This is a genomic window from Chitinophaga sp. CC14 (genome assembly GCF_048957795.1).
GTDB lineage: Bacteria > Bacteroidota > Bacteroidia > Chitinophagales > Chitinophagaceae > Chitinophaga > Chitinophaga ginsengisegetis.
The window spans coordinates 1,838,531-1,859,479 of the sequence record NZ_JARBFY010000001.1 but is presented as its reverse complement, the minus strand read 5'-3'; the positions used below and the strand labels follow the sequence as shown (position 1 = coordinate 1,859,479).

General features: G+C 46.7%; 20 protein-coding genes. 12 read left to right on the top strand and 8 right to left on the bottom strand.

The genetic code is table 11. The features are described from left to right. Positions 1–1,605, top strand: a complete 1,605-nt coding sequence (locus PV783_RS07785; RefSeq protein ID WP_420987606.1) for an ATP-dependent DNA ligase — start codon at positions 1–3, stop codon at positions 1,603–1,605. Here PV783_RS07785 and PV783_RS07780 read toward each other — a convergent pair. Continuing rightward, positions 1,570–2,958: an MFS transporter gene (locus PV783_RS07780; protein WP_420987605.1), complete on the bottom strand. Its 1,389-nt coding sequence runs from the start codon at positions 2,956–2,958 to the stop codon at positions 1,570–1,572. The genes PV783_RS07785 and PV783_RS07780 overlap by 36 nt on opposite strands. A gap of 108 nt (positions 2,959–3,066) precedes the next feature. Between PV783_RS07780 and PV783_RS07775 the strand changes: the two genes are divergently transcribed. From PV783_RS07775 to PV783_RS07765, 3 genes are all read left to right on the top strand, one after another. Beyond that, positions 3,067–3,564, top strand: a complete 498-nt coding sequence (locus PV783_RS07775; protein WP_079469299.1) for an Lrp/AsnC family transcriptional regulator — start codon at positions 3,067–3,069, stop codon at positions 3,562–3,564. A gap of 21 nt (positions 3,565–3,585) precedes the next feature. Next, entirely contained in the window at positions 3,586–4,191 is a 606-nt protein-coding gene (locus tag PV783_RS07770; RefSeq protein WP_420987604.1) for a hypothetical protein, read from the top strand. A gap of 61 nt (positions 4,192–4,252) precedes the next feature. Continuing rightward, on the top strand, positions 4,253–4,960 hold the full coding sequence (locus tag PV783_RS07765; protein WP_420987603.1) for a hypothetical protein: 708 nt from the start codon (positions 4,253–4,255) through the stop codon (positions 4,958–4,960). On the opposite strand, the gene PV783_RS07760 is transcribed toward PV783_RS07765, so the two are convergent. After that, complete coding sequence (locus PV783_RS07760) at positions 4,938–5,522, bottom strand: hypothetical protein (protein WP_420987601.1); 585 nt, start codon at positions 5,520–5,522, stop codon at positions 4,938–4,940. The two genes, PV783_RS07765 and PV783_RS07760, sit on opposite strands and share 23 nt — an antisense overlap. Before the next feature lie 278 nt (positions 5,523–5,800). On the opposite strand from PV783_RS07760, the gene PV783_RS07755 reads away from it, so the two are divergent. The 4 genes from PV783_RS07755 to PV783_RS07740 all read left to right on the top strand — a co-directional run bounded on the left by PV783_RS07755 (position 5,801) and on the right by PV783_RS07740 (position 9,238). After that, on the top strand, positions 5,801–6,832 hold the full coding sequence (locus PV783_RS07755; RefSeq protein WP_111576677.1) for a PDDEXK nuclease domain-containing protein: 1,032 nt from the start codon (positions 5,801–5,803) through the stop codon (positions 6,830–6,832). 27 nt (positions 6,833–6,859) lie between these two features. Then, complete coding sequence (locus PV783_RS07750) at positions 6,860–7,717, top strand: AraC family transcriptional regulator (RefSeq protein ID WP_079469304.1); 858 nt, start codon at positions 6,860–6,862, stop codon at positions 7,715–7,717. Between the two features lie 62 nt (positions 7,718–7,779). Then, positions 7,780–8,175, top strand: a complete 396-nt coding sequence (locus PV783_RS07745) for an ester cyclase (protein WP_079469305.1) — start codon at positions 7,780–7,782, stop codon at positions 8,173–8,175. Between the two features lie 31 nt (positions 8,176–8,206). Beyond that, a complete protein-coding gene (locus PV783_RS07740) occupies positions 8,207–9,238 on the top strand; it encodes a S66 peptidase family protein (RefSeq protein WP_420987598.1) in 1,032 nt (343 codons plus the stop codon). On the opposite strand, the gene PV783_RS07735 is transcribed toward PV783_RS07740, so the two are convergent. Further along, on the bottom strand, positions 9,239–10,564 hold the full coding sequence (locus PV783_RS07735) for an NCS2 family permease (protein WP_420987596.1): 1,326 nt from the start codon (positions 10,562–10,564) through the stop codon (positions 9,239–9,241). It abuts the gene before it with no gap. A gap of 52 nt (positions 10,565–10,616) precedes the next feature. On the opposite strand from PV783_RS07735, the gene PV783_RS07730 reads away from it, so the two are divergent. The 3 genes from PV783_RS07730 to PV783_RS07720 are packed head-to-tail and all read left to right on the top strand — an operon-like array spanning position 10,617 to position 14,655. Then, positions 10,617–13,070: a ligase-associated DNA damage response DEXH box helicase gene (locus PV783_RS07730; RefSeq protein WP_420987594.1), complete on the top strand. Its 2,454-nt coding sequence runs from the start codon at positions 10,617–10,619 to the stop codon at positions 13,068–13,070. 41 nt (positions 13,071–13,111) lie between these two features. Continuing rightward, entirely contained in the window at positions 13,112–13,759 is a 648-nt protein-coding gene (pdeM, locus tag PV783_RS07725) for a ligase-associated DNA damage response endonuclease PdeM (RefSeq protein WP_420987592.1), read from the top strand. Continuing rightward, positions 13,756–14,655 carry a histone deacetylase gene (locus PV783_RS07720; protein ID WP_420987590.1) on the top strand — a complete coding sequence of 300 codons (900 nt, stop codon included), beginning with the start codon at positions 13,756–13,758 and terminating at the stop codon, positions 14,653–14,655. Before pdeM ends, PV783_RS07720 begins: the two co-directional genes overlap by 4 nt. Here PV783_RS07720 and PV783_RS07715 read toward each other — a convergent pair. After that, entirely contained in the window at positions 14,652–15,302 is a 651-nt protein-coding gene (locus PV783_RS07715; protein WP_420987588.1) for an ABC transporter ATP-binding protein, read from the bottom strand. The genes PV783_RS07720 and PV783_RS07715 overlap by 4 nt on opposite strands. Positions 15,303–15,402: 100 nt before the next feature. Between PV783_RS07715 and PV783_RS07710 the strand changes: the two genes are divergently transcribed. Further along, the gene (locus PV783_RS07710; RefSeq protein ID WP_012794455.1) at positions 15,403–15,624 is read left to right on the top strand and encodes a DUF2795 domain-containing protein; all 222 of its coding nucleotides are present in this window, start codon (positions 15,403–15,405) and stop codon (positions 15,622–15,624) included. 160 nt (positions 15,625–15,784) lie between these two features. Here PV783_RS07710 and PV783_RS07705 read toward each other — a convergent pair whose 3' ends face one another. The 4 genes from PV783_RS07705 to PV783_RS07690 all read right to left on the bottom strand — a co-directional run bounded on the left by PV783_RS07705 (position 15,785) and on the right by PV783_RS07690 (position 20,948). Further along, the gene (locus PV783_RS07705; protein WP_079469311.1) at positions 15,785–16,597 is read right to left on the bottom strand and encodes an enoyl-ACP reductase FabI; all 813 of its coding nucleotides are present in this window, start codon (positions 16,595–16,597) and stop codon (positions 15,785–15,787) included. 143 nt (positions 16,598–16,740) lie between these two features. Then, positions 16,741–18,396 carry a DNA repair protein RecN gene (recN, locus tag PV783_RS07700; RefSeq protein ID WP_420987585.1) on the bottom strand — a complete coding sequence of 552 codons (1,656 nt, stop codon included), beginning with the start codon at positions 18,394–18,396 and terminating at the stop codon, positions 16,741–16,743. Between the two features lie 32 nt (positions 18,397–18,428). Continuing rightward, on the bottom strand, positions 18,429–19,916 hold the full coding sequence (locus PV783_RS07695; RefSeq protein ID WP_159454261.1) for a tetratricopeptide repeat protein: 1,488 nt from the start codon (positions 19,914–19,916) through the stop codon (positions 18,429–18,431). Between the two features lie 279 nt (positions 19,917–20,195). Beyond that, positions 20,196–20,948, bottom strand: coding sequence for a zinc ribbon domain-containing protein (locus PV783_RS07690; RefSeq protein WP_079469314.1), 753 nt, complete (start codon positions 20,946–20,948; stop codon positions 20,196–20,198). Position 20,949 lies beyond the last annotated feature (1 nt).

Sequence of the window (20,949 nt, the reverse complement as noted above, 5' to 3'; positions counted from 1 at the left end):
GTGCAACAATTTGCTGAACTGGTACAATTATTAAGCAACAGCACCAAAACCAACGAGAAGCTGGGGGCGCTGAGCCAATACTTTGCCACAGCGCCGGATAAAGATAAAACATGGGTGCTGGCGCTGTTTTCTGGGCGCCGGCCCAAACGGACGGTCAACAGCACACAGCTGAAAACCTGGTGCATGCAGGCCACCGGACTATCCGACTGGCTTTTTGAAGAATGCTATCACACCGTGGGCGACCTCGCAGAAACCATTGCACTATTGCTGCCGCCACGTACCACTCCCATAGCGGCTCCCCTGCATTACTGGCTGGAACAGCTGCAACAGCTGGAGAAAGCAACCGAAGAAACAAAACAGGCTTTTATTTTGCAGACATGGGATGCACTCGATAACGGCGAGAGGTTTGTATTCAACAAGTTGATCACCGGCGGATTTCGTATAGGCGTGTCGCAGAAAATGATGGTGAACGCCCTCGCCAAAACATACCACATTGAACCCGCCACCCTTTCACATATGATCAGCGGCAACTGGGATCCGCATAATGTAACGATCGAAGAACTCCTGCATCAGCATACCACCGGCGCAGATGCTTCCCGGCCCTATCCTTTTTACCTCGCTTATGCATTGGAAGGATTACCGGAAACACTGGGCACGGAAAAAGACTGGCAGGCGGAATGGAAGTGGGATGGCATCCGCGGACAGATCATCAAACGGGAAGGACAACTATTTGTATGGTCGCGGGGAGAGGAACTGATCACTGAAAAATTTCCGGAGTTCACACCATTAACCGCAGCCTTACCGGATGGTACCGTACTGGACGGAGAAATACTCACCTTTGCCAATGGTTTGCCACTACCCTTTCAAACGCTGCAAACCAGGATAGGCCGCAAAAATGTGACCCGCAAACAACTCCAGGAAGCGCCGGTTATATTCCTCAGCTACGATCTGCTGGAATGGGAAGGAACAGATATCCGCGAAAAAACACTGGCAGAGCGCCGTGCCCTGTTGGAAATACTCGTGCAAAATACACAAGCGCCCGTATTGCAGCTGTCGCCGGAAATTATCTTTGACAGCTGGGATCAACTAACGCAACTGCGGCTCCAATCACGCGATAAAGGCAGCGAAGGGCTTATGCTCAAAAAAAAGATAGCTCCCTACCAGGTTGGCCGTAAGCGCGGCGATTGGTGGAAGTGGAAAATAGACCCGCTGACTATAGATGCCGTAATGATATACGCGCAGAAAGGTCATGGCCGTCGTTCAAATTTATATACCGATTACACCTTCGCAGTAAAAGATGGCGAACAGCTGGTAGCCTTTACCAAAGCCTATTCCGGCCTGACGGATAAAGAAATTGCGGAAGTGGATAACTGGATCAAACGCCACTCTATTGAAAAATTTGGCCCCGTAAGAACCGTGCAGCCGGAGTTGGTATTTGAAATCGCCTTCGAAGGCATTGCTGAATCTAACCGCCACAAATCCGGCGTAGCACTACGTTTCCCCCGCATTAACCGGTGGAGGAAAGATAAACCGGTAGCTGAAATCAATACGTTAGAAGACCTGAAAGAACTATTGCGGGTGAACGGTCACAACACCAACGGCTAATTGACTACGGCGGTAAAACACCAGCAGCTGTATAATAGCTGCCAATGCAATAATTGCCAACATTGTTAATCCCGCGCCATAACTGCTCCAGCCTTTCGTTGCCGCCAGCTGCATGATCAATCCTGTCACAGACAGGCCCAGCCCACTACCTAACGCATTGGCCGTACCGTTGATACCCGAAGCAAGCCCCTGTTGTGGCTCCGGCACCGACTGCACCGCCAGGATAGTTACGCACGGAAAAGTAATAGCCATACCAAATGAATTGATACAAGCTACTGCACAAAAAATAAACAACAATGTATAATCCGTAAAGTAGCTGGCGATAAAAAAAAGTATACCACATCCCATAAAAGCATTTCCCAGCATGCCTGTTTTTACCACACCCAGTTTACCAAACAAGCGTGGCAATATAAATTTTGAAACAACACCTGATAAAATACTAAAGGGAAATAATAACAAGCCCGCCTGTGAAGACGTGAAATGCAGATCCTGCTGCAGGTATATGGTGAGCATAAAAATATAACTCAGAAAGATACTGCCAAGCATTACTGCTCCTATGTTCCCGGTGATCACCCCATGTAACCGGAACAGTTCGAAATCTACTAACGGTGACGGGTGTACGCGTTCACGGCGTATAAAAAATATACCAGCTGTGAGGAACAACAATAACCACAGGCCATATTTCGTATAGTGGTGGGCGATATTACCGAGGTCGTGGATCAGCCACGCGGCCAGCATCATAAGGCCGGTAATCAATAATGCGCTGAGCAGGTTATGCGCAGGTTTCACCACGGCTTTTTCATCTGCCGGAATGTATACAATTGCCAGGATCACTGCCAGTCCTATTACCGGTACATTAATAAAAAACACCCATTGCCAGCCGAGATAGTTGCTGATTAAGCCGCCTATGGCAAGACCTGTGGCAAACCCGATTCCCGCAGTAGCGCCGAAAATTCCGAAGGCGCGGTTTCTTGCTACCGGTTCTTTAAATGTATTGGTGATAATAGCCATTGCAGCCGGAATAGCCAGCGCCACACCAGCGCCTTGCAGGGCCCTGCATACCAGCAACCAGGTGAAGTTCATGGACCCGGCAGCCAGTGACGCCAGCACAAAACAGCAGGCGCCTGTTACAAATACTTTCTTTCTTCCTATGGTATCTGCCAGCCGGCCGCCGAGCAATACCAGTCCGGCGTAAAATAAAACATACACGGTTTGTACCCATTGAATAGCGGCTGCACCAAAATGAAAAAATGATTCCATCTGCGGAATCGCCATGTTGAGCACAGATACATCCAGTGCTTCAAAGAAGATAGCCATGCAGGCTACTGTTAATATGATTCGTTCCTTTTTCACGGCACAAACCTATTAAAACATCTCAAAAGGAATTTAATTCTTAAAAATTTGGAACAAAAGACTATTATCTAACAATAAATTAGATATTTGTTCCAAACACCTATCTTCATGGCAAGCAAAAAAGAAAATAATACGGATGATATACAATTGAACCTCGATGAGAAGGATCTGGGCATCCTGAAGTTATTACAGCAGGATGCAAAAATGACCATCCGGGATATTGCGCGTCAACTGAATCTCAGCACTACTCCCGTGTACGAACGCATCCGGAAAATGGAGCAGGCAGGCGTGATCAAACAATACGCAGCGATTGTAGATCCCAGGAAGATTAATAAAAGTCTCACTGTTTTATGTTACATCACCCTGAAGGAGCATAATAAAAAGTGCGGGAAGAAATTCATCCAGGAAATACTGGGTTTCACGGAAGTGACGGAGTGCCTGAATATTTCCGGTGAGTTCGACTTCATGATCAAAGTGCAGGTAAAGGACATGGATGAGTACCGTGAATTTTATGTGAACAAACTGGGTGAGTTAGATAATCTGAGTCATACACAAAGTATATTTGTAATTTCAGTGATTAAAGCTACGCACCAGGTAGTGTTTTAACGCCAATTATTTTCAATACCTATGTTCCGACTATACGCGTTACTGTGTGCAGGATGCTTTTTAATATCTGTTGCGGCTCAGGCCCAATCGCGGTTATTTTCCCATGCAATAGGCGGTGGCTTGTTTTCCTGCAATAACTTTCTCGGTGGCGGCATCGTATATTCCCCCCGTTTGAATGTAATTTGTTTCTCCGACAGATCTACACTGTCGGCAGGCGCACACATTGGTATCGGTACTTCTATCGGCGATAATTACAACAGCAATACCGGTGGTAACTCCACCAGTATCTTCATGGCAAATGTACCATTCCTGTTAACCTGGAACTACGGCAATGCCGCCACCAAACAGGCTTTCACAAAATGGGGCTTTTTCATGGGCGCAGGTTATGGATTTCATAATTCCACACGCAGCGTGGAATTTGTAGATGATGAAGAAGTAACCACCAACCAGGTGCATGTATCCGGAATAGCGCTGGGTGCAGGAATAAGACTACCCGTCAGCAATCATTCATTGGGTATCCGCTTTTCTTATCTCTTTAATAACAATCGATATAACCCCGACATTCACGGCATTGCCGGTATTGGTATCGATTATAACATTGGTGTGCGGATCAGGGGTACAAGATAAAATAACATAGAAAAATTGCCACTTACTGTAACCTGTTATCTAACTGGTCCGTTTTAAATCTATGAAATACCTCTACCTGTCCCTGTTAATGTTTGTAACTGTTACTGTTACCGCCCAAAAAAAATCTTTTCAATCCGCTGTCGGAATTGGCGGTATTGGCGGCTATCATTACGGCGCATTTGCTTTTAGTTTTGAGCCAAGATTTAATTTTTATGAATTCTCTGAGAAAGAGAGCTTATCAATTGGCGCCTGCTTTGCAATGGGGCCTTCTTATTATGACTATAGTACTGACAAGGGATACGGAGGACCCGGGCCTATACAGCCAGGATGGATGGTAAATGTGCCCGTTACGGTTAATTATACTTTTGGCAATGCTGCCACTCCACGTAGCTATAAATATATGGGTTATTCCATTGGAGCAGGTTATGCTGCACACAATGGCCGGCGCGAGGTAGATCCCGGTCCTGGTATAGATACCACAGAAGTGCATGCGCATGGCCTGGTGCTGGATGGCAGGATCAATTTCCCGATGGGTAATTCTTCCTGGAGCCTTCAATCTTCTTACATGTTTAATTTCAGTAACAATAATCCAGATGTCAAAGGCATCTTTAGCATGTCGTTGCTGTATAATATCGGCATCCGTATTCATCAGCACCGGGAGAGGCGTCATTATGAACACCCCAGGGAATATTACCACGAACTGGACCGTGAGATGAGGAAGAAAAAAAAGGAGGACCGGCGAAGAATTATGGCGCCACGGGGTTCATAAGATCAAATCCTGCGTGAAAATCGAGGTAGCCGGCAGCAGATTCCCCCGGATCAAAAACAACGACCATAGAGCATACGGGTTTCCTGCTACGTGAGTTAGCCGTTTCAAAAGCAATTCCCTGTTTCTTATCTTCATATACTACAATTTTCCTGGCTTTATTAGCGGATTCATAAGCCTGTGTTTTTTCAATACCAGGATACGCCTTTTTGATGGCAGCAATGGTGCTTCCTGGTCCTACGCCTTTATTGGTTCTGAACTTCGGCGAATTTACGCGGATCTGTTTTACATATTGCGTATCCTGTGTGCGCATAGCGGTGAATACCGCCAGCATATGCGATGAATCGATGCTGTTATCTTTCCTGCGGCTGTACCAGATTCGCCAGGCTTTCATCATAGCGGCATCGCCGCCGTCCGGTTTTCCTAATACTGACAGACTCTGGGCCGGGGCTTCAAGTTTTATTTGCCCGATAGACTTTCCAGGAGTGATAAGCCAGGCGCTCTTTTGGGCGAAGGCTGCGGAAGTAGCGGATAGGAGTGATAAGAAAATTATGAGGAGACGCATAGTTTTTGTTTGGGAGATGAGTTCAAAAATGCTGCCAGTATAGTAACGTATTTTATGGGGAGAAGGTTAAAAAGATATCAAATAGAGATCACAATCTTCTGAAGGTAGTCGCAAAATGCGACCACCTCAAAATCATAAAGTTCATTCGTAATGAGAACGCAATCATATCTTTGAAAATCTCCCTCCATTTTCTACTGAACAGCTATCAATACTACATTCTATCGGCTTTTAACGAATATATTTATTTCATGTAAGTTTGAATTTATAATACTGTTTGCATGCTAATTGAAAAATCATTCATAACCGAAATCAAAAGCATATTTGAAACCGCCAGACAGAAAGCTTACGCAGCTGTTAATGTTGCTATGGTAGATGCTTATTGGCAGATAGGAAAGCGTATTTTTGAGGAAGAACAACAAGGCCAGCAGCGGGCCAATTATGGCGAGTTTCTTATACATGCGCTTTCAAAACAACTTGCGAAAGAATTGGGAAATGGCTTCTCAATAGCTAATCTTAAAAATTTCAGACAATTCTACCTGTCTTTCCCTGATTTTGAAAAAGGCTACGCACTGCGTAGCCAATTGAGTTGGACTCATTATCGATTGATTATGAGGGTAGAAAATATTAAAGCCAGAGAATATTATCTTAACGAAGTTGCCACACAAAAATGGAGTACACGGGTATTGGAACGCAATATTAATACCTTATATTATGAGAGATTGCTTTCCACACAAAACAAGCAGGAAGCCCTATTAGCGCAGGAAAAGATGGAAAAAATACATCCCGCGGATCTTATAAAAGATCCATATGTATTGGAATTTTTAGGAATGAATATACAAGCCAGATTTTCTGAAAATGATATGGAGTCCGCAATCATAAGCAACCTCCAACAATTCCTTCTGGAACTGGGTAAAGGTTTCTCTTTTGTTGGCCGGCAATATCGTATCACGACTGACACAAAACACTTCTATATTGATTTAGTTTTCTATAATTACATTTTGAAGTGTTTTGTACTTATTGATTTGAAAATTAATGAGCTTTCTCATCAGGATATAGGTCAAATGGATATGTATGTGCGTATGTTTGAGGATCGCATAAAAACTGAGGGAGATAATCCTACAATAGGAATTATTCTTTGCACTGAAAAAGATCAAACTATAGTCAAGTACAGTGTATTAAAAGGAAATGAACAATTATTTGCTTCAAAATATCGCCTGGTGTTACCAACGGAAGAGGAATTACGGGCAGAACTTGAACGCGAAAAACAATTTATCCGCGAACAAATTGCCAACAAGCAACCAGCTTCCTAAAATCCATTTTTCGCGTACCTTTACCCCATGTTACTCAAATTTCCCAAAGACCAAAACGGGCAACAGATCCTCAAAGCAGGCAACACCCACTTCGCCATGTTAAAACAAAGGAGTAAGGCTGATAAACGCACCATATTCCTGACAGAAAACGTGATGATATTTGTATTGGCGGGACACAAACTATTGCATTTCGATCAGCATACCGTAAAAGTGGAAGCTGGTTCCATATTGCTGATGAAACGTGGATTTTATGTGATGTCCGACTATGTGAGGGAAGAAATACAATTTCAAAGTTTGCTGTTATATTTTTCAGATGAACAACTGCGCAGGTTCCTGCATAAATACAATTATGTAACACCTGTAAAAGCTGCTGCCACCAGTCATCTCACATTACCCATCACCCCGTTGCTGGAGGCTTTCTCGGAACATTATACGGCTTACTTTACGCAGGAGCCTTCCACTTTGGCGGCGTTATTATCTGTAAAACTATACGAGGTATTCCTGTTATTGCTGGCTACGCCGCAACATGCTGCTGTGCTTGCCTTTATGCAACAGATCGTATATGCACAGCCGCAGGATATTGCCTTTATTGTAAAGCAACACCTGTTTCAGCCCATTACACTTGCCGAAATGGCGAGGCTGTCCGGCCGCAGCCTGGCTTCCTTCAAGCGCGATTTTCAGCAGCAGTACCAGTCGTCACCCCGCCGGTGGATCAATGAGCAGCGACTGTCCTTCGCACACACCCTGTTGGAAACCACTACGCAGCAGGTGGCTGAAATAGCCATTGCATGCGGCTTTGAGAGCACCTCTCACTTCATCCGCATCTTCAAACAAACGTATGGCATTACACCCAATCATGTAAGAGCCAAAAAGGCTATCATCTGAGCTTTTTCCGTTATTGACCGTAAGTATTCCGGGATAATTTTGCATCTGTAAAAAAGAAAAATATGCAAACATTATCTGAAAAGAATAAGGCAGTGGTAAAACGCTTCAATGAAGAATTCCTGGTAAAAGGCAACCTGCAGGCTTTTGAAGAAATAGTAGCGGCGGACTTTATTAACCATACCGCACCTGCCGGTAACAACGACCGCTATGCTACCCGCGATTTTATCTTACAGTTATTACATCCTGCGCTGCCGGATCTTCAGCTGGAAATTTTTGATATGATAGCGGAAGATGACAAAGTAGTAACCCATAAAGCATTTACAGGCACTTTCACCGCGCCCTTTATGGGACAGGCGCCTACAGGCAAAAAAGCAACCCTGCGTATTATTGATATCATACAGCTGAAAGAAGGGCAATACGTTGCTCACTGGTCTATCCGTGAAATGATCACCACCTGATTATTTGCTGAAATATGCTTATTTTAAGCGTATGAACCGCAAACACTTTTTGTCTGCTCTTATTACCACCGGCGCCGGGCTACCGGCGCTGCAAACACTCGCCGGCATTGGATTAGCCACACCTTCAGATAAGAAGGAACCGCTTGTTCCTCCTTATCTCAAACCCGGCGACATCATTGGTATCACCTGCCCCGCAGGATATATCAACAGGGATGAGATCCAACCGGCTATCCGGATTATGGAAAGCTGGGGGTTTAATATTCGTATAGGCAAAACCGTGGGTGACCGCGACTACAGTTTCGGCGGTACCGATGCGGAAAGGCTGGCGGATTTACAGGCCATGCTGAACGATGATGATATCAAAGCCATCATGTGTGGCCGGGGTGGTTATGGTACTGCACGGATTGTTGATAAACTCGACTTCTCCCGCTTTCAGCGGAAACCCAAATGGGTGATTGGATTCAGCGATGCCACCGTACTGCATTGCCACATTGGCCGGCACTTTGGCATAGCTTCCCTGCATTCAAAAATGTGCAACAGCTTCCCGGACGATTTCGGAAAAGCGGAACCCGTTATCCAGGATACCATCATGTCTATCTACCAGGCACTTACAGGCAAAAAGATGCAGTACAGCGCTTTGCCGGATACCCGCAACCGGAAAGGGAAAGCAAGAGGTGTACTCACGGGTGGTAACCTCTCTATTATTCAAAGCATGTCGGGTACCAATTCCGAAATTGATACCAATGGAAAGATCCTGTTCCTGGAAGAAGTAGGTGAATATCCGTATAGCCTCGACCGTATGTTGGGCACCCTCCAGCGCTCACATAAACTCGATAACCTCGCAGGTCTTATCATCGGTGGGTTTAACCGGATTAAACCGGATGATCCCGGTGAAGAATTTGGCAGAACCGTATACGATATGGTACTGGAAAAGGTGAGGGATTTTAATTTCCCGGTATGTTTTAATTTTCCCGTAGGACATCAGAAAAATAACTACGCCCTTAAATGCGGGATGATGCATACCCTCTACGTAGGCGACGACACCGTTACGTTAAAGGAATAATTACTTCACAAGAAAAGTGATGATAAACAACACGGCCAGTACATACATGACCGGGCTGATACTTTTATATTGCCCGGTTAATACTTTCAGTAATACGTAAGACAACATACCAAACACAATCCCTTCTGCTATGCTATAGCTGTATGGCATCATCACAATAGCTAAAAATGCGGGAATGGCTTCTGTTACATCATTGAAGTTTATTTTGGTAACAGCTCCCATCATCAGCATACCTACAATGATCAAAGCGGGCGCTGTGGCCGCCTGTGGAATCATAGCGAAAACCGGGGCAAAAAACAGGGAGAGCAGGAACATAACGGCCACAGTAAGCGCAGTTAAACCGGTTTTTCCACCAGCAGCAATCCCACTGGCACTTTCTACATACGCCGTTACTACGCTGGTACCTAATAAACCCGCGGCAGTAGTGCCTACGGCATCGGCCATCAAAGCCTGTTTGGCGCGGGGTAAGCGACCATTCTCATCCAGCAGTCCTGCTTTATTACAAAGACCGATCAACGTACCTACCGTATCAAACAGGTTTACCATCAGCAACGTAAACAGGATCATCACCATATCCAGGGTGAATATTTTATCGAATTGCAGCTTAAACGCTACCGGCGCCAGCGAAGGCGGCAGGCTTACCAGCTGGCCGTTGGCCGGCAAATGCGTAATGCCCAGCGGAATACCCACTACTGTAGCAGCCAGGATACCGATCAGCAATGCCGCATTCACATTCCGGTACATCAGCACCGCGCTGACGATCAGTCCTATCAAGGCAATCAGGGGGCCAATACTGGTAACATCGCCCATTTTCAGGATCACGCCATCCAGTTTTCCATCTCCCACATGATGCATACCCGTTTCAATGATGCCTGCATTGGCCATACCTATCAATGCAATCAATAACCCGATACCCACCGAAATAGCATGCTTCAGGTTCTCCGGTATGCTGTTGATGATCGCCTCCCGGATCCTGAACATCGACAAAAAAATAAAAATAATGCCTTCCAGGAAAACGGCAGTAAGCGCAAACTGCCAGCTGTAACCCATAGAGGAAACAATGGTGTAAGCGAAAAATGCATTCAGTCCCATTCCCGGCGCCACGCCGATAGGCAGCCTGGCATATAATGCCATCACCAGCGTGCCTATAGCAGCGGCCAGGGCGGTAGCGGTGATCAGCGCATTAAAATCCATTCCTGTGCGCGACAGGATACTTGGATTAACGGCCAGGATATACGCCATTGTGGAAAAGGTAGTTAACCCTGCCAGTACTTCTTTCTTAACAGTAGTGTGATGTTCGGAGAGCCGGAAAAATTTTGCGAGCATAATGCAAAAATAAGCGTTTCACGATTTATCATTTTATCCTAATTTCATTCCTATGCAACAACGTTCGGGTGGATGGAAAGTGATTAATAACTGGTTGGGCGAAAAAGAACTGAAGCCCTTCAAATTCCAGCAAGATGCCTGGAAAGCTTATCTGCAGGGCAAATCGGGGATCGTAAATGCGCCTACAGGTTTCGGAAAAACCTTTTCCCTGTTCCTGGGAGCCGTTATCGCCTGGATAGATGCCCACCCGAAAGATTATTCCCATAAAACAAAAAACGGTTTACAGCTATTGTGGATAACGCCATTGCGCGCGTTGGCCAAAGACCTGGGCAGGGCGATGGAAAGCGCACTGCAGGAACTCAATGTTCCGTGGCAGGTGGGCATCCGCAGTGGCGACACACCTGTTGCAACGCGGGCGGCACAGAAAAAGCAGATGCCGGAAGTACTCATCATTACACCGGAAAGCCTGCACCTGCTGCTGGCACAAAAAGAATATCCCGCCGTATTTAAACACCTGCACACCGTAGTGGTGGATGAGTGGCATGAGCTGATAGGTAGTAAACGCGGCGTAATGGTGGAACTGGGCCTCAGCCGGCTGAGGGGACTATGCAAAGACCGGCTGAAAGTATGGGGTATTTCCGCAACCATCGGCAACCTCGATGAAGCGCTGGAAGTATTGCTGGGCCCCTATCATAGCGATGGCCTTATTATCCGCGCCAAACTGAAAAAGAATATCGCCCTGAAAAGTGTGATCCCCCATGAGATAGAAAACTATCCGTGGGCAGGACATCTCGGTATCAGAATGCTGCCGCAGGCATTACCCATTATCAACGACAGCCAAACCACGCTGATATTTACCAATACCCGGTCGCAGTCGGAGTTATGGTACCAGGCCCTTCTCCGTGAAGATCCCATGCTGGCGGGCGCGCTGGCCTTGCATCACGGTTCTATAGATATGGAGCTGCGTATATGGGTGGAAGAAGCGCTGCACAACGGTATCCTGAAGGCGGTGGTATGCACTGCCAGCCTGGATCTTGGCGTGGATTTCCGGCCGGTAGACAGCGTTATACAGGTGGGCAGTCCGAAAGGAGTGGCCCGTTTCCTGCAAAGGGCCGGCCGTAGCGGGCATCAACCCGGAGCCATCAGTAAAATTTTCTTCCTGCCTACCCACGCATTGGAACTGGTAGAAGCCGCCGCGCTGAAAGCCGCTATGGAACAGGATCTTATAGAAAGCCGGATGCCGGTGTTACTCGCTTACGATGTATTATTGCAATACCTGATGACGCTGGCAGTATCCGATGGCTTTCATGCCCATGAAATATGGGAAGAAGTACGCCATACCTTTTGCTATCAGCATATTACGGAAGATGACTGGCAGTGGCTCCTCTCCTTCCTCACTACCGGCGGCGATGCATTGGGCAGCTATGATGAATTCAAAAAAGTAGAACGGGAAGGGAATTTCTACATCTGCCGCAGCCGGATGATGGCAATGCGTCACCGTTTACATATAGGCACTATCGTGAGTGACGCCATGCTCAAAGTAAAGTTCATGAGTGGCGGCTATATCGGCGTGATTGAAGAAGGATTTATTTCCCGCCTGTCGCCCGGCGACTCCTTTACACTGGCGGGGCGCAACCTGGAATTTATCCTCATTAAGGATATGACAGTACTGGTCCGCAAATCAAATTCCAAAAGATCAATTGTGCCCAGCTACCAGGGCGGCCGTATTCCCCTCTCTTCCAATTTGGGACGCATGCTGCGCGAAAAATTCAATGAAGCCCTGTCGGGGAACACAAAAGACCCGGAGCTGATTGCTTTACAACCGCTGTTCAACCTGCAGGAAGAACTGTCGCATATTCCAAAGGCCAATGAGCTGCTGATTGAACAGATAGCCACCAAAGACGGTTATCATCTTTTCGTATATCCTTTTGAAGGACGGCTGGTACATGAAGTAATGGCAGCGCTGCTGGCCTACCGGATCAGCCGTATCCAGCCCATTACTTTTTCCATCGCCATGAATGACTATGGCTTCGAGTTGTTATCTGACCAGCCTATTCCGCTGACAGCCGAAAACGCCAAACAGCTTTTTTCTACCGAAAACTTACTCGTGGAACTGCAAACCAGTGTTAACTCTACCGAAATGGCCCGGCGAAAATTCCGCGACATTGCGGTGATAGCCGGTTTAATATTCCAGGGTTATCCCGGTAAACACAAGGCTAACCGTCACCTGCAATCCTCTGCCTCGCTGTTGTTTAATGTATTCAAAGACTACGACCCGCAAAACCTGCTGCTGAAGCAGGCTTTCAACGAAGCCTTTTTTTACCAGATGGAAGAAGCCCGTTTAAGGGAAACGCTGGAGCGCATCGCGGTAAGCAGGATCGTGATCACCACCCCACAAAAGCTCACCCCCTTCTGCTTCCCGATTAAGGTGGACAGTTTGCGCGATACCATGACCAGCGAAAAGCTGGAAGACCGGATCAAAAAATTGATCACGGTGAACGGTTAAGAAATCTCTAATTTGCACCTCATTAAAAAACAGTTGATTCAGTGGTCGCGGAAATATTTCACTTTCAGGAGCAGCATTGGCATTTATCACCCCAGCGGGCGATTTTCTGGGAAGAAGAGAAAGCGCTGATCCTTTCAGATCTGCATCTGGGAAAAGCGGCTCATTTTCGCAAGGCAGGGATTGCCGTGCCGGCGGGCATTGTACAGGAAGACCTGTTCCGGCTGCAACAGTTGATCACGCAGTTCCTGCCCGAGAGGATCATTATAGTGGGAGACATGTTCCATAGCCGGGAGAATAACGAAGTGCATTATTTCAAATTATGGCGGCAGCAGTTTTCCCGGATCTCCTTTGACCTGGTGAAGGGCAATCATGATATTATGCCTGATGCCGTGTACGAGGAACTGCAGATCAATGTACACCCTGCGCTTACTTTGCGTAACATTCATTTTATCCATGAGCCTTGTGAAGATAACAATGGCTTCGCCTATACTTTTTCCGGGCACCTGCACCCGGCTTTCGTGATGCATGGCGCCGGCAGGCAACGGCTGCGTTTACCCTGCTTTTATTTTGGCCGGCATTGCGGCATTTTACCCGCATTCGGCCACTTTACCGGTTCGGCCAGCCTCGACCCCGAAGAAAGGGATCCAGTGTTTGTAATAGCCGGAAAAACGATTATACGCGCACAATGAAAATTGCCAGTCACGATATATACACCCATCCTTTGCCCGCCGATCATCGCTTCCCGATGCTCAAGTACGAGCTGATACCGGCCCAGCTGCTGCGGGAGGGCGTTATTATCCCCACGCAATTATTTGCCCCTGCGCCGGCTACGGAAGAAACTATTCTTTTAACGCATACCGCTGAGTACTGGCATAAGCTGAGGGATCAGACACTGGAGCCACGCGAACAGCGGAAAATTGGCTTCCCCCAATCTCCTGCGCTTACCTTACGGGAAATAGTGATTACACAGGGAACCATAGACATATCGCTGCATGCACTCGATCATGGTATTGGTTTTAATGTGGCTGGCGGTACCCACCATGCTTTTGCCGGTCATGGGGAAGGTTTCTGCCTGCTCAACGATTTTGCCGTAGCCGCCAATTACCTGCTGCACCGGCAACGGATCAAACAGGCGCTGGTGATAGACCTCGACGTGCACCAGGGCAATGGCACAGCGGCGCTGTTTGCCGGTAACCCGCATGTATATACGTTTAGCATGCACGGCGCACACAATTACCCTTTTCATAAAGAAACATCCGACTGGGATATTCCCCTGGCGGATGGTATGGATAACGGCACATACCTGCAATTACTGGAAGAAGCATTGCCGGTGCTGATTAACCGGGTAAAACCGGACCTCGTTTTTTATCTTTCGGGGGTGGATATCCTGGAAACGGATAAGTTCGGGAAGCTGAAAGTAACGCAACAGGGCTGCCTGGAGCGGGATGAAATGGTTTTCCATTCGCTGAAAAAACATCACATCCCCTGCGCAGTGGCCATGGGAGGAGGCTATTCCACCCACATCCGTGATATTGTAAATGCGCACTGCAATACTTTTAAGGCAGGCATCCGTATTTACGGCTAAATAATTCTGCCATCTTTCATCACCAGCTGGCGGTCGCTCATAGGCGCCAGTTCTTCATTGTGCGTAACAATGATAAAGGTTTGCTTCAGTTTATCGCGCAGCTCCATGAAAAGATGGTGCAGTTCCCGGGCGTTGCGGGAGTCGAGGTTACCGGTTGGTTCGTCGGCCATTACCACGTCCGGATCATTGATGAGGGCGCGTGCCACAGCCACTCTTTGCTGTTCTCCGCCGGAGAGGGCATTGGGTTTGTGCTCCAGCCGGTCTTTCAGCCCAAGCGTTTCCAGCAGGAAAACGGCTTTTTCTTTTACCTGGCTTTTGCGGGTACCGGCAATATAGCCGGGAATACAAACATTTTCGAGGGCAGTGAATTCCGGCAGCAGGTGATGGAACTGGAAAATAAAGCCAATATGACGGTTCCTGAAATCGGCCAGGGTGTTTCCCTTTAAACCGGTCAGATTGACATCATTGAGCCATACTTCGCCTGCAGTGGGCGTATCGAGGGTTCCGAGAATGTGCAGCAAGGTACTCTTGCCGGCTCCGGAGGAACCTACGATGGTTACAATCTCTCCCTTACTGACAGTAATGTCTACCCCTTTTAATATGGGTAAATTGGAATAATTTTTGGTAACATTGCGAGCGGTTAGCATAACCCAAAGAAAAGTAATTAACCGATAAAATAGTAAAAGTTGTTTATTTCAAATTAAATAATACTTTTGCGAAAAATTAAAAAGTAAAAATTTTAATAAGATGTACTGGACATTAGAATTAGCTTCATACCTGGAGGACGCTCCATGGCCAGCTACTAAAGACGAACTTATCGACTACGCCATTCGCTCCGGTGCACCGATCGAAGTAATCGAGAACCTTCAGGAGCTGGAGGATGAGGGGGAAATTTATGAGGGGATTGAAGATATTTGGTCTGATTATCCGTCGCAGGATGACTTCTTCTTTAATGAAGATGAATATTAGCCAGTATCGCTGACCGTACTCCCGTTCAACTATGACAAATAATTACTAAGCCGCTCCTGATAAGGAAGCGGCTTTTATTTTGGTATTTCGGAGATCCGGCGATGTTGCAGAGATGAACCTCTCATATCTGCAACATCGCCAGGCTCCATAAATGACTGATCTATTTTTCCATCTGGTCGATCACTGGTTTGGAAACACCAGTGAAGGAGAAACCTCCGTCGTGGAACAGGTTCTGCATGGTCACCATTTTGGTGAGGTCGGAGAACATGGCTACGGCGTAGTTAGCGCACTCGTCTGCAGTGGCATTACCCAGCGGGCTCATTTTCTCTGCATAGGACATAAAGCCATCGAAACCTTTCACGCCGCCACCAGCAGTGGTTTTAACAGGCGACTGGGAGATGGTGTTTACACGTACTTTTTTGTGGGTACCATAGTGATAACCGAAACTGCGTGCAATTGATTCCAGCAGGGCTTTGGCATCAGCCATTTCTCCATAGTCAGGGAATACACGCTGAGACGCGATATAAGACAATGCAATAACAGATGCCCATTCGTTCAAGGCATCCAGCTTGTAAGCGGTTTGCAGAACACGGTGCAGAGACATCGCAGAGATATCAAATGTTTTGTGATTAAAATCGTAATCCAGGTCGGTATAGCTTCTGCCTTTACGGATGTTCATACCCATTGCTACGGAGTGGAGAACGAAGTCGATCTTACCACCAAAGTGCTCCATAGATTTGTTGAACAGGTTGGCCAGATCATCCATATTGGTAACATCAGCCGGAATAACAGGTGCTTTACAGGTTTCCGCCAGTTTGTTGATCTCACCCATACGCAGGGCAATAGGGGCATTGGTAAGCACAATTTCAGCGCCTTCTTCCACGCAACGCAGTGCAGTTCTCCAGGCAATAGATTTGTCGTCCAGTGCGCCAAAGATGATACCTTTCTTCCCTTTTAATAAGTTATGAGCCATTTGGTCAAAAATTAATTTCGGCAAAAATAGTCGTTATAGTTGAAAAAAAAAGCTGTTAGCTATCAGCGACCAGCATTTAGACGGTTACCCGTTAACTAAATGCAGCCTGCTAAAGGCTAACAGCTATAATGAGATAGCAGTTATTAATGTACAGCCAGCATTTCGCGGGCATTCTCCAGCGCCGCAGCAGTAGGCCGTTCTCCGCTCAGCATCTGGGCAATTTTATTCACCCGCTCATCCTGCGACAGCAAACGTACGCTGGTAGTAACTTTATCCGCTTTGGCGTCTTTATATACAAAGTAGTGCGCATCTGCTTTCCCGGCTATCTGCGGCTGATGGGTAATACAGATGATCTGGTGCGATTTGGCAAGATCTTTCAATATAACACCCACCTGGCGGGCAGCTTCTCCCGAAATACCAGTATCAATTTCATCAAAGATCAGGGTAGGCAGCGCTACCGACTGTGCCACCAGCGATTTGATACATAACATAATACGGCTCAATTCCCCGCCGGACGCCACTTTCCCCACTGGTGCAAACTGGTTGCTCTTATTGGCATCAAACAGGAATTCGATGGTATCCTGTCCGTATGAATTGAGCTCTCCGGGGATGATGTCTACTTTCAGGCGTGCATTAGGCATGCCTACCTGCGCCAGTAAAGCATTCACGTGTTTTTCAAAAGGACCGGCCTGTTCCTGGCGATGCCCGGTGATGATAGCCGCCGCTTTCTGCAGACTTTCTTTCAGCCGGGTTTGTTCCAGCTCCAGCGATGCCAGCTGTTCATCCAGGTTCAGCACATCCTCTACCTTTTGGGTCAGCACTTCTTTTATGGCCAGTAGTTCGGCAGTGGTTTGTACACCGTGTTTCTTGAATAAACGGTATCCCAGCGCCATTCTTTCATTCACCAGCTCTATCCGTTGCGCGTCGTATTGTACATGGTCGTTGATGCTTTCCACTTCTCCGGCAATATCCTGTAGCTCGAGGTAAGTGGATAACAGGCGTTCAGATACCGCGGGCATGTCTTTATGAAAGGCGGATAAGGCCTGCAGCGATGACTGCAGCTGTTTCAGCTGTTGAAGGATGGGCTGTTCGTCTTCCTTCAGCTGAAAATACACCCGGTTCAGGGTGTTCTTTATTTCTTCTGCGTGACTTAATGTTTGCAGTTCTGCATCCAGGTCTTCTATTTCGTTGGGATTGAAACCTGCTTCTGCCAGTTCGTCGAGCAGGAAGCGGTTATAGTCCAGCTCTTTATTGGCGTTGTCGCGGTTATCCAGCAGTTGTTTGTATTTCTTCTGCACCTGTGTGTACTGAACAAATCCCTGGTGGTACTGTTGCAGTTCGGCAGGTTTGTTGACCAGGGCATCGATCACTTCCCGCTGAAAATCGGCGTTACCGAGCGCCAGTGTGTCAAACTGTTGATGGAGGTCTACCAGGTAACCGCTGAGTTCTGCCAGCTGGGAGATGTTCACCGGCGTATCATTCACAAACGCCCTGGATTTACCGGTGGCGCTCACTTCTCTTCTTATAATCAGCTGATCTTCCAGGTCCAGTTCGTGTTCCTGGAAGAAAGTAGCGATTTGTGATTTCTTTACTTTAAAGAGCCCTTCTATGATGCATTTGCCTGTTTTATCGAACAATACTCCCGGGTCTGCTCTTTCTCCCAGTATCAGGGAAAGGGCTCCGAGGAGGATGGATTTACCTGCACCGGTTTCTCCGGTGATCACGTTCAGGTTCCCTGAGAAGTCTACTTCCAGGTGATCGATAATTGCGTAGTTCTTGATGGTTAATCGCTGTAACATAAGTAAGGAAATTCCTTTATGATGTTGAAAGCTCAGGTTCCGTTTACCCGCTGCATGCCTGCTTTGGCGCGCTGGTCAAGGGAATTTTTATAATCGTGGCCTTTCATGTTCAGACAACGCTGATAACATTCTATGGCTTTGGCTTTTTCATTTCTCTTTTCATAAATGTAACCCATTTGGAGGGAAGCCCGTGCCGCATAATATTCCGGCCTGTTGCTGCCCACTTTCACGGTTACTTCGTACATGGCAATGGCCTGATCGTCTTGCCCGCTTTCATCATAAATGCGGCCCAAACGGTAGGCGTATTCCAGTTTATCTTCCATTGCCGGGAATTCGGCTGCTTTTTTTGTGAGCAGCAATGCCAGCGCTTTGTTGAAATATCCGCCATCACTCAACAGGCGTACTCTCAACAGGAAGGGGTTGGGCCATTTGCCGGTTTTGGCTTCTTTCAGTGCCTGTTTGTCCGCATCCGTTTCCACGCCGCCTTTCGTCAGAATCATGGCCCGGTATTTATCTGCCGTGGCCTGGTTCCCTTCCAGGTAATAGTACCAGCTGAGTCGCTGCAAACACTCTTTCACATAAAACTTGCCTTTAAAATTACTGACAAACCGTTCCAGGTAAATGTGTGCATCCGGATCCAGCCTCGTTAGTTTCAGTAATCCCATTACATAATTGTAATACTGCATGTCTGCATACTCCGCTGTATCATTCCGCTCCTGCAGTACTTTTATACCGGTAGCAGCCCGTTGGTTGTTCAAAGAAAGGTTTGCCACCATTAAAGCAAACAGGTAGTTATTTTTAGTATCCAGTTGTTTTCTTTGTAAGAATTCCCACGTTTCTTCCGGTTTATTCACAATAAACAACATCAGGTAGCAATAATAGTAGTAAGATTCTTCCCGGAACATTTTTGCTTCCGGCGCATTGCTCTCAATGAACTTGTTCACATTGGCCATCCCTTCTTTCATACTGCCTTTAAGGCCGAGAATATTGGTGATCCACTTATAACCTTCGGGAATAGTGCCGAACACCGTTTGCATGGCGCCGAGCAGCAGGTTATTGGGAACAAAGCCCGGAAACCGTTGCTGGTTCTCTTTCAGCATCATATATGCTTTCCGGATTTCCCAGGTAGCGTCCCATTTCTCATCAAACTTTATTTTGATCAGGGCCCACTGAAACTTGATAGCTGCCTGCGTATACAGGTAATAAGGAGAGTCCGGGGAACCTTCCGCCATTTTATTCAGCCGGAAAGACCGCAGGCTCCTTTTCTTTGAATACTCCGCAGGATCTTCATTAAAGAAGAGCGGGAAAAAATCCGCATAGTTATCCAGGAAATAAGGCGCCAGGTTATCCGGGTGCTCTTTTTTCTCTGCTTCCAGCAAAGCCCTGCCGGTGTTTAACCTCAACTGCATGATGGCATCATATGCCTGCTCGCAGCGGGTGTTAAAATCAAATACTTTCTGCCTGGCGTTCACGTTAAATCCTACGCTCAACAATAACAACAAAGAAAAAATAATACGCATACGGGGAAAAATTCCAAAATTAAAGGCCAAATCTCTCATAACATCTTCCAAATCCCAAATAACACTTCACATTTTTTAAAAGTTGTATTGTTTAGCTAAATCCCTGCCACAAAATAAAAGAACTACTACGCAAGGTACCTGCGCAACGGTAATGTACACAAAGCTAATATAATTAGTAAAACAAAACTAAATAAATTAGTATATTTTTTTATGCACATACACCAATAAAAAAGGACATCCGAAGATGTCCTTTAAATATTTATTGCTGATAGACTATAATTAGATAGTCACAGTTGCTTCGAGGTCGTTATCCACCAGGATACGTCCGCAGTGCTCACAAACGATGATCTTTTTGTGCTGACGGATTTCTGCCTGACGCTGAGGAGGAATGGCATTGAAGCAGCCACCGCAGGAATCACGCTCTACAGTTACCACCGCCAAACCGTTGCGGTAGTTCTTACGGATTTTCTCGTAAGCCTGCAATAAGCGGGGATCTACCTTGGTTTTAGCATCTTCACTTTCTTTGCGGAATGCTTTCTCTTCTTTATCTGTTTCGCCGATGATCTTTTCCAGTTCGCCTTTCTTGTGCTTCAGGTTCGCTTCTTTATCTGCTACCGCTTTCTTGGCTACTTCCAGTACGCGGCTTTTTTCCTTGATCTCTTCGTTAGCGTCCTTGATATGCTTTTCAGCCAGCTTGATTTCCAGCGCCTGCATCTCCATTTCTTTGGTGATGGCTTCGAACTCACGGTTATTCTTCACATTATCCTGCTGCTTCTCGTACTTCTTGATCAGCGCTTCCGCTTCTTTGATGGCGTTTTTCTTGCTGGCAACAAAGTCTTGTATACCTTTCATTTCATTCTCAATGTGAGACTGACGTGTGTTCAGGCCTTCGATCTCGTCTTCCAGGTCTTTTACCTCCATCGGCAACTCCCCTTTCAACACCTGGATCCCATCCAGCTTGGAATCGATCTTTTGCAATCTGAGTACAGACGCTAATTTTTCTTCAACGGAGTATTCTTTTACGGTTGCCATG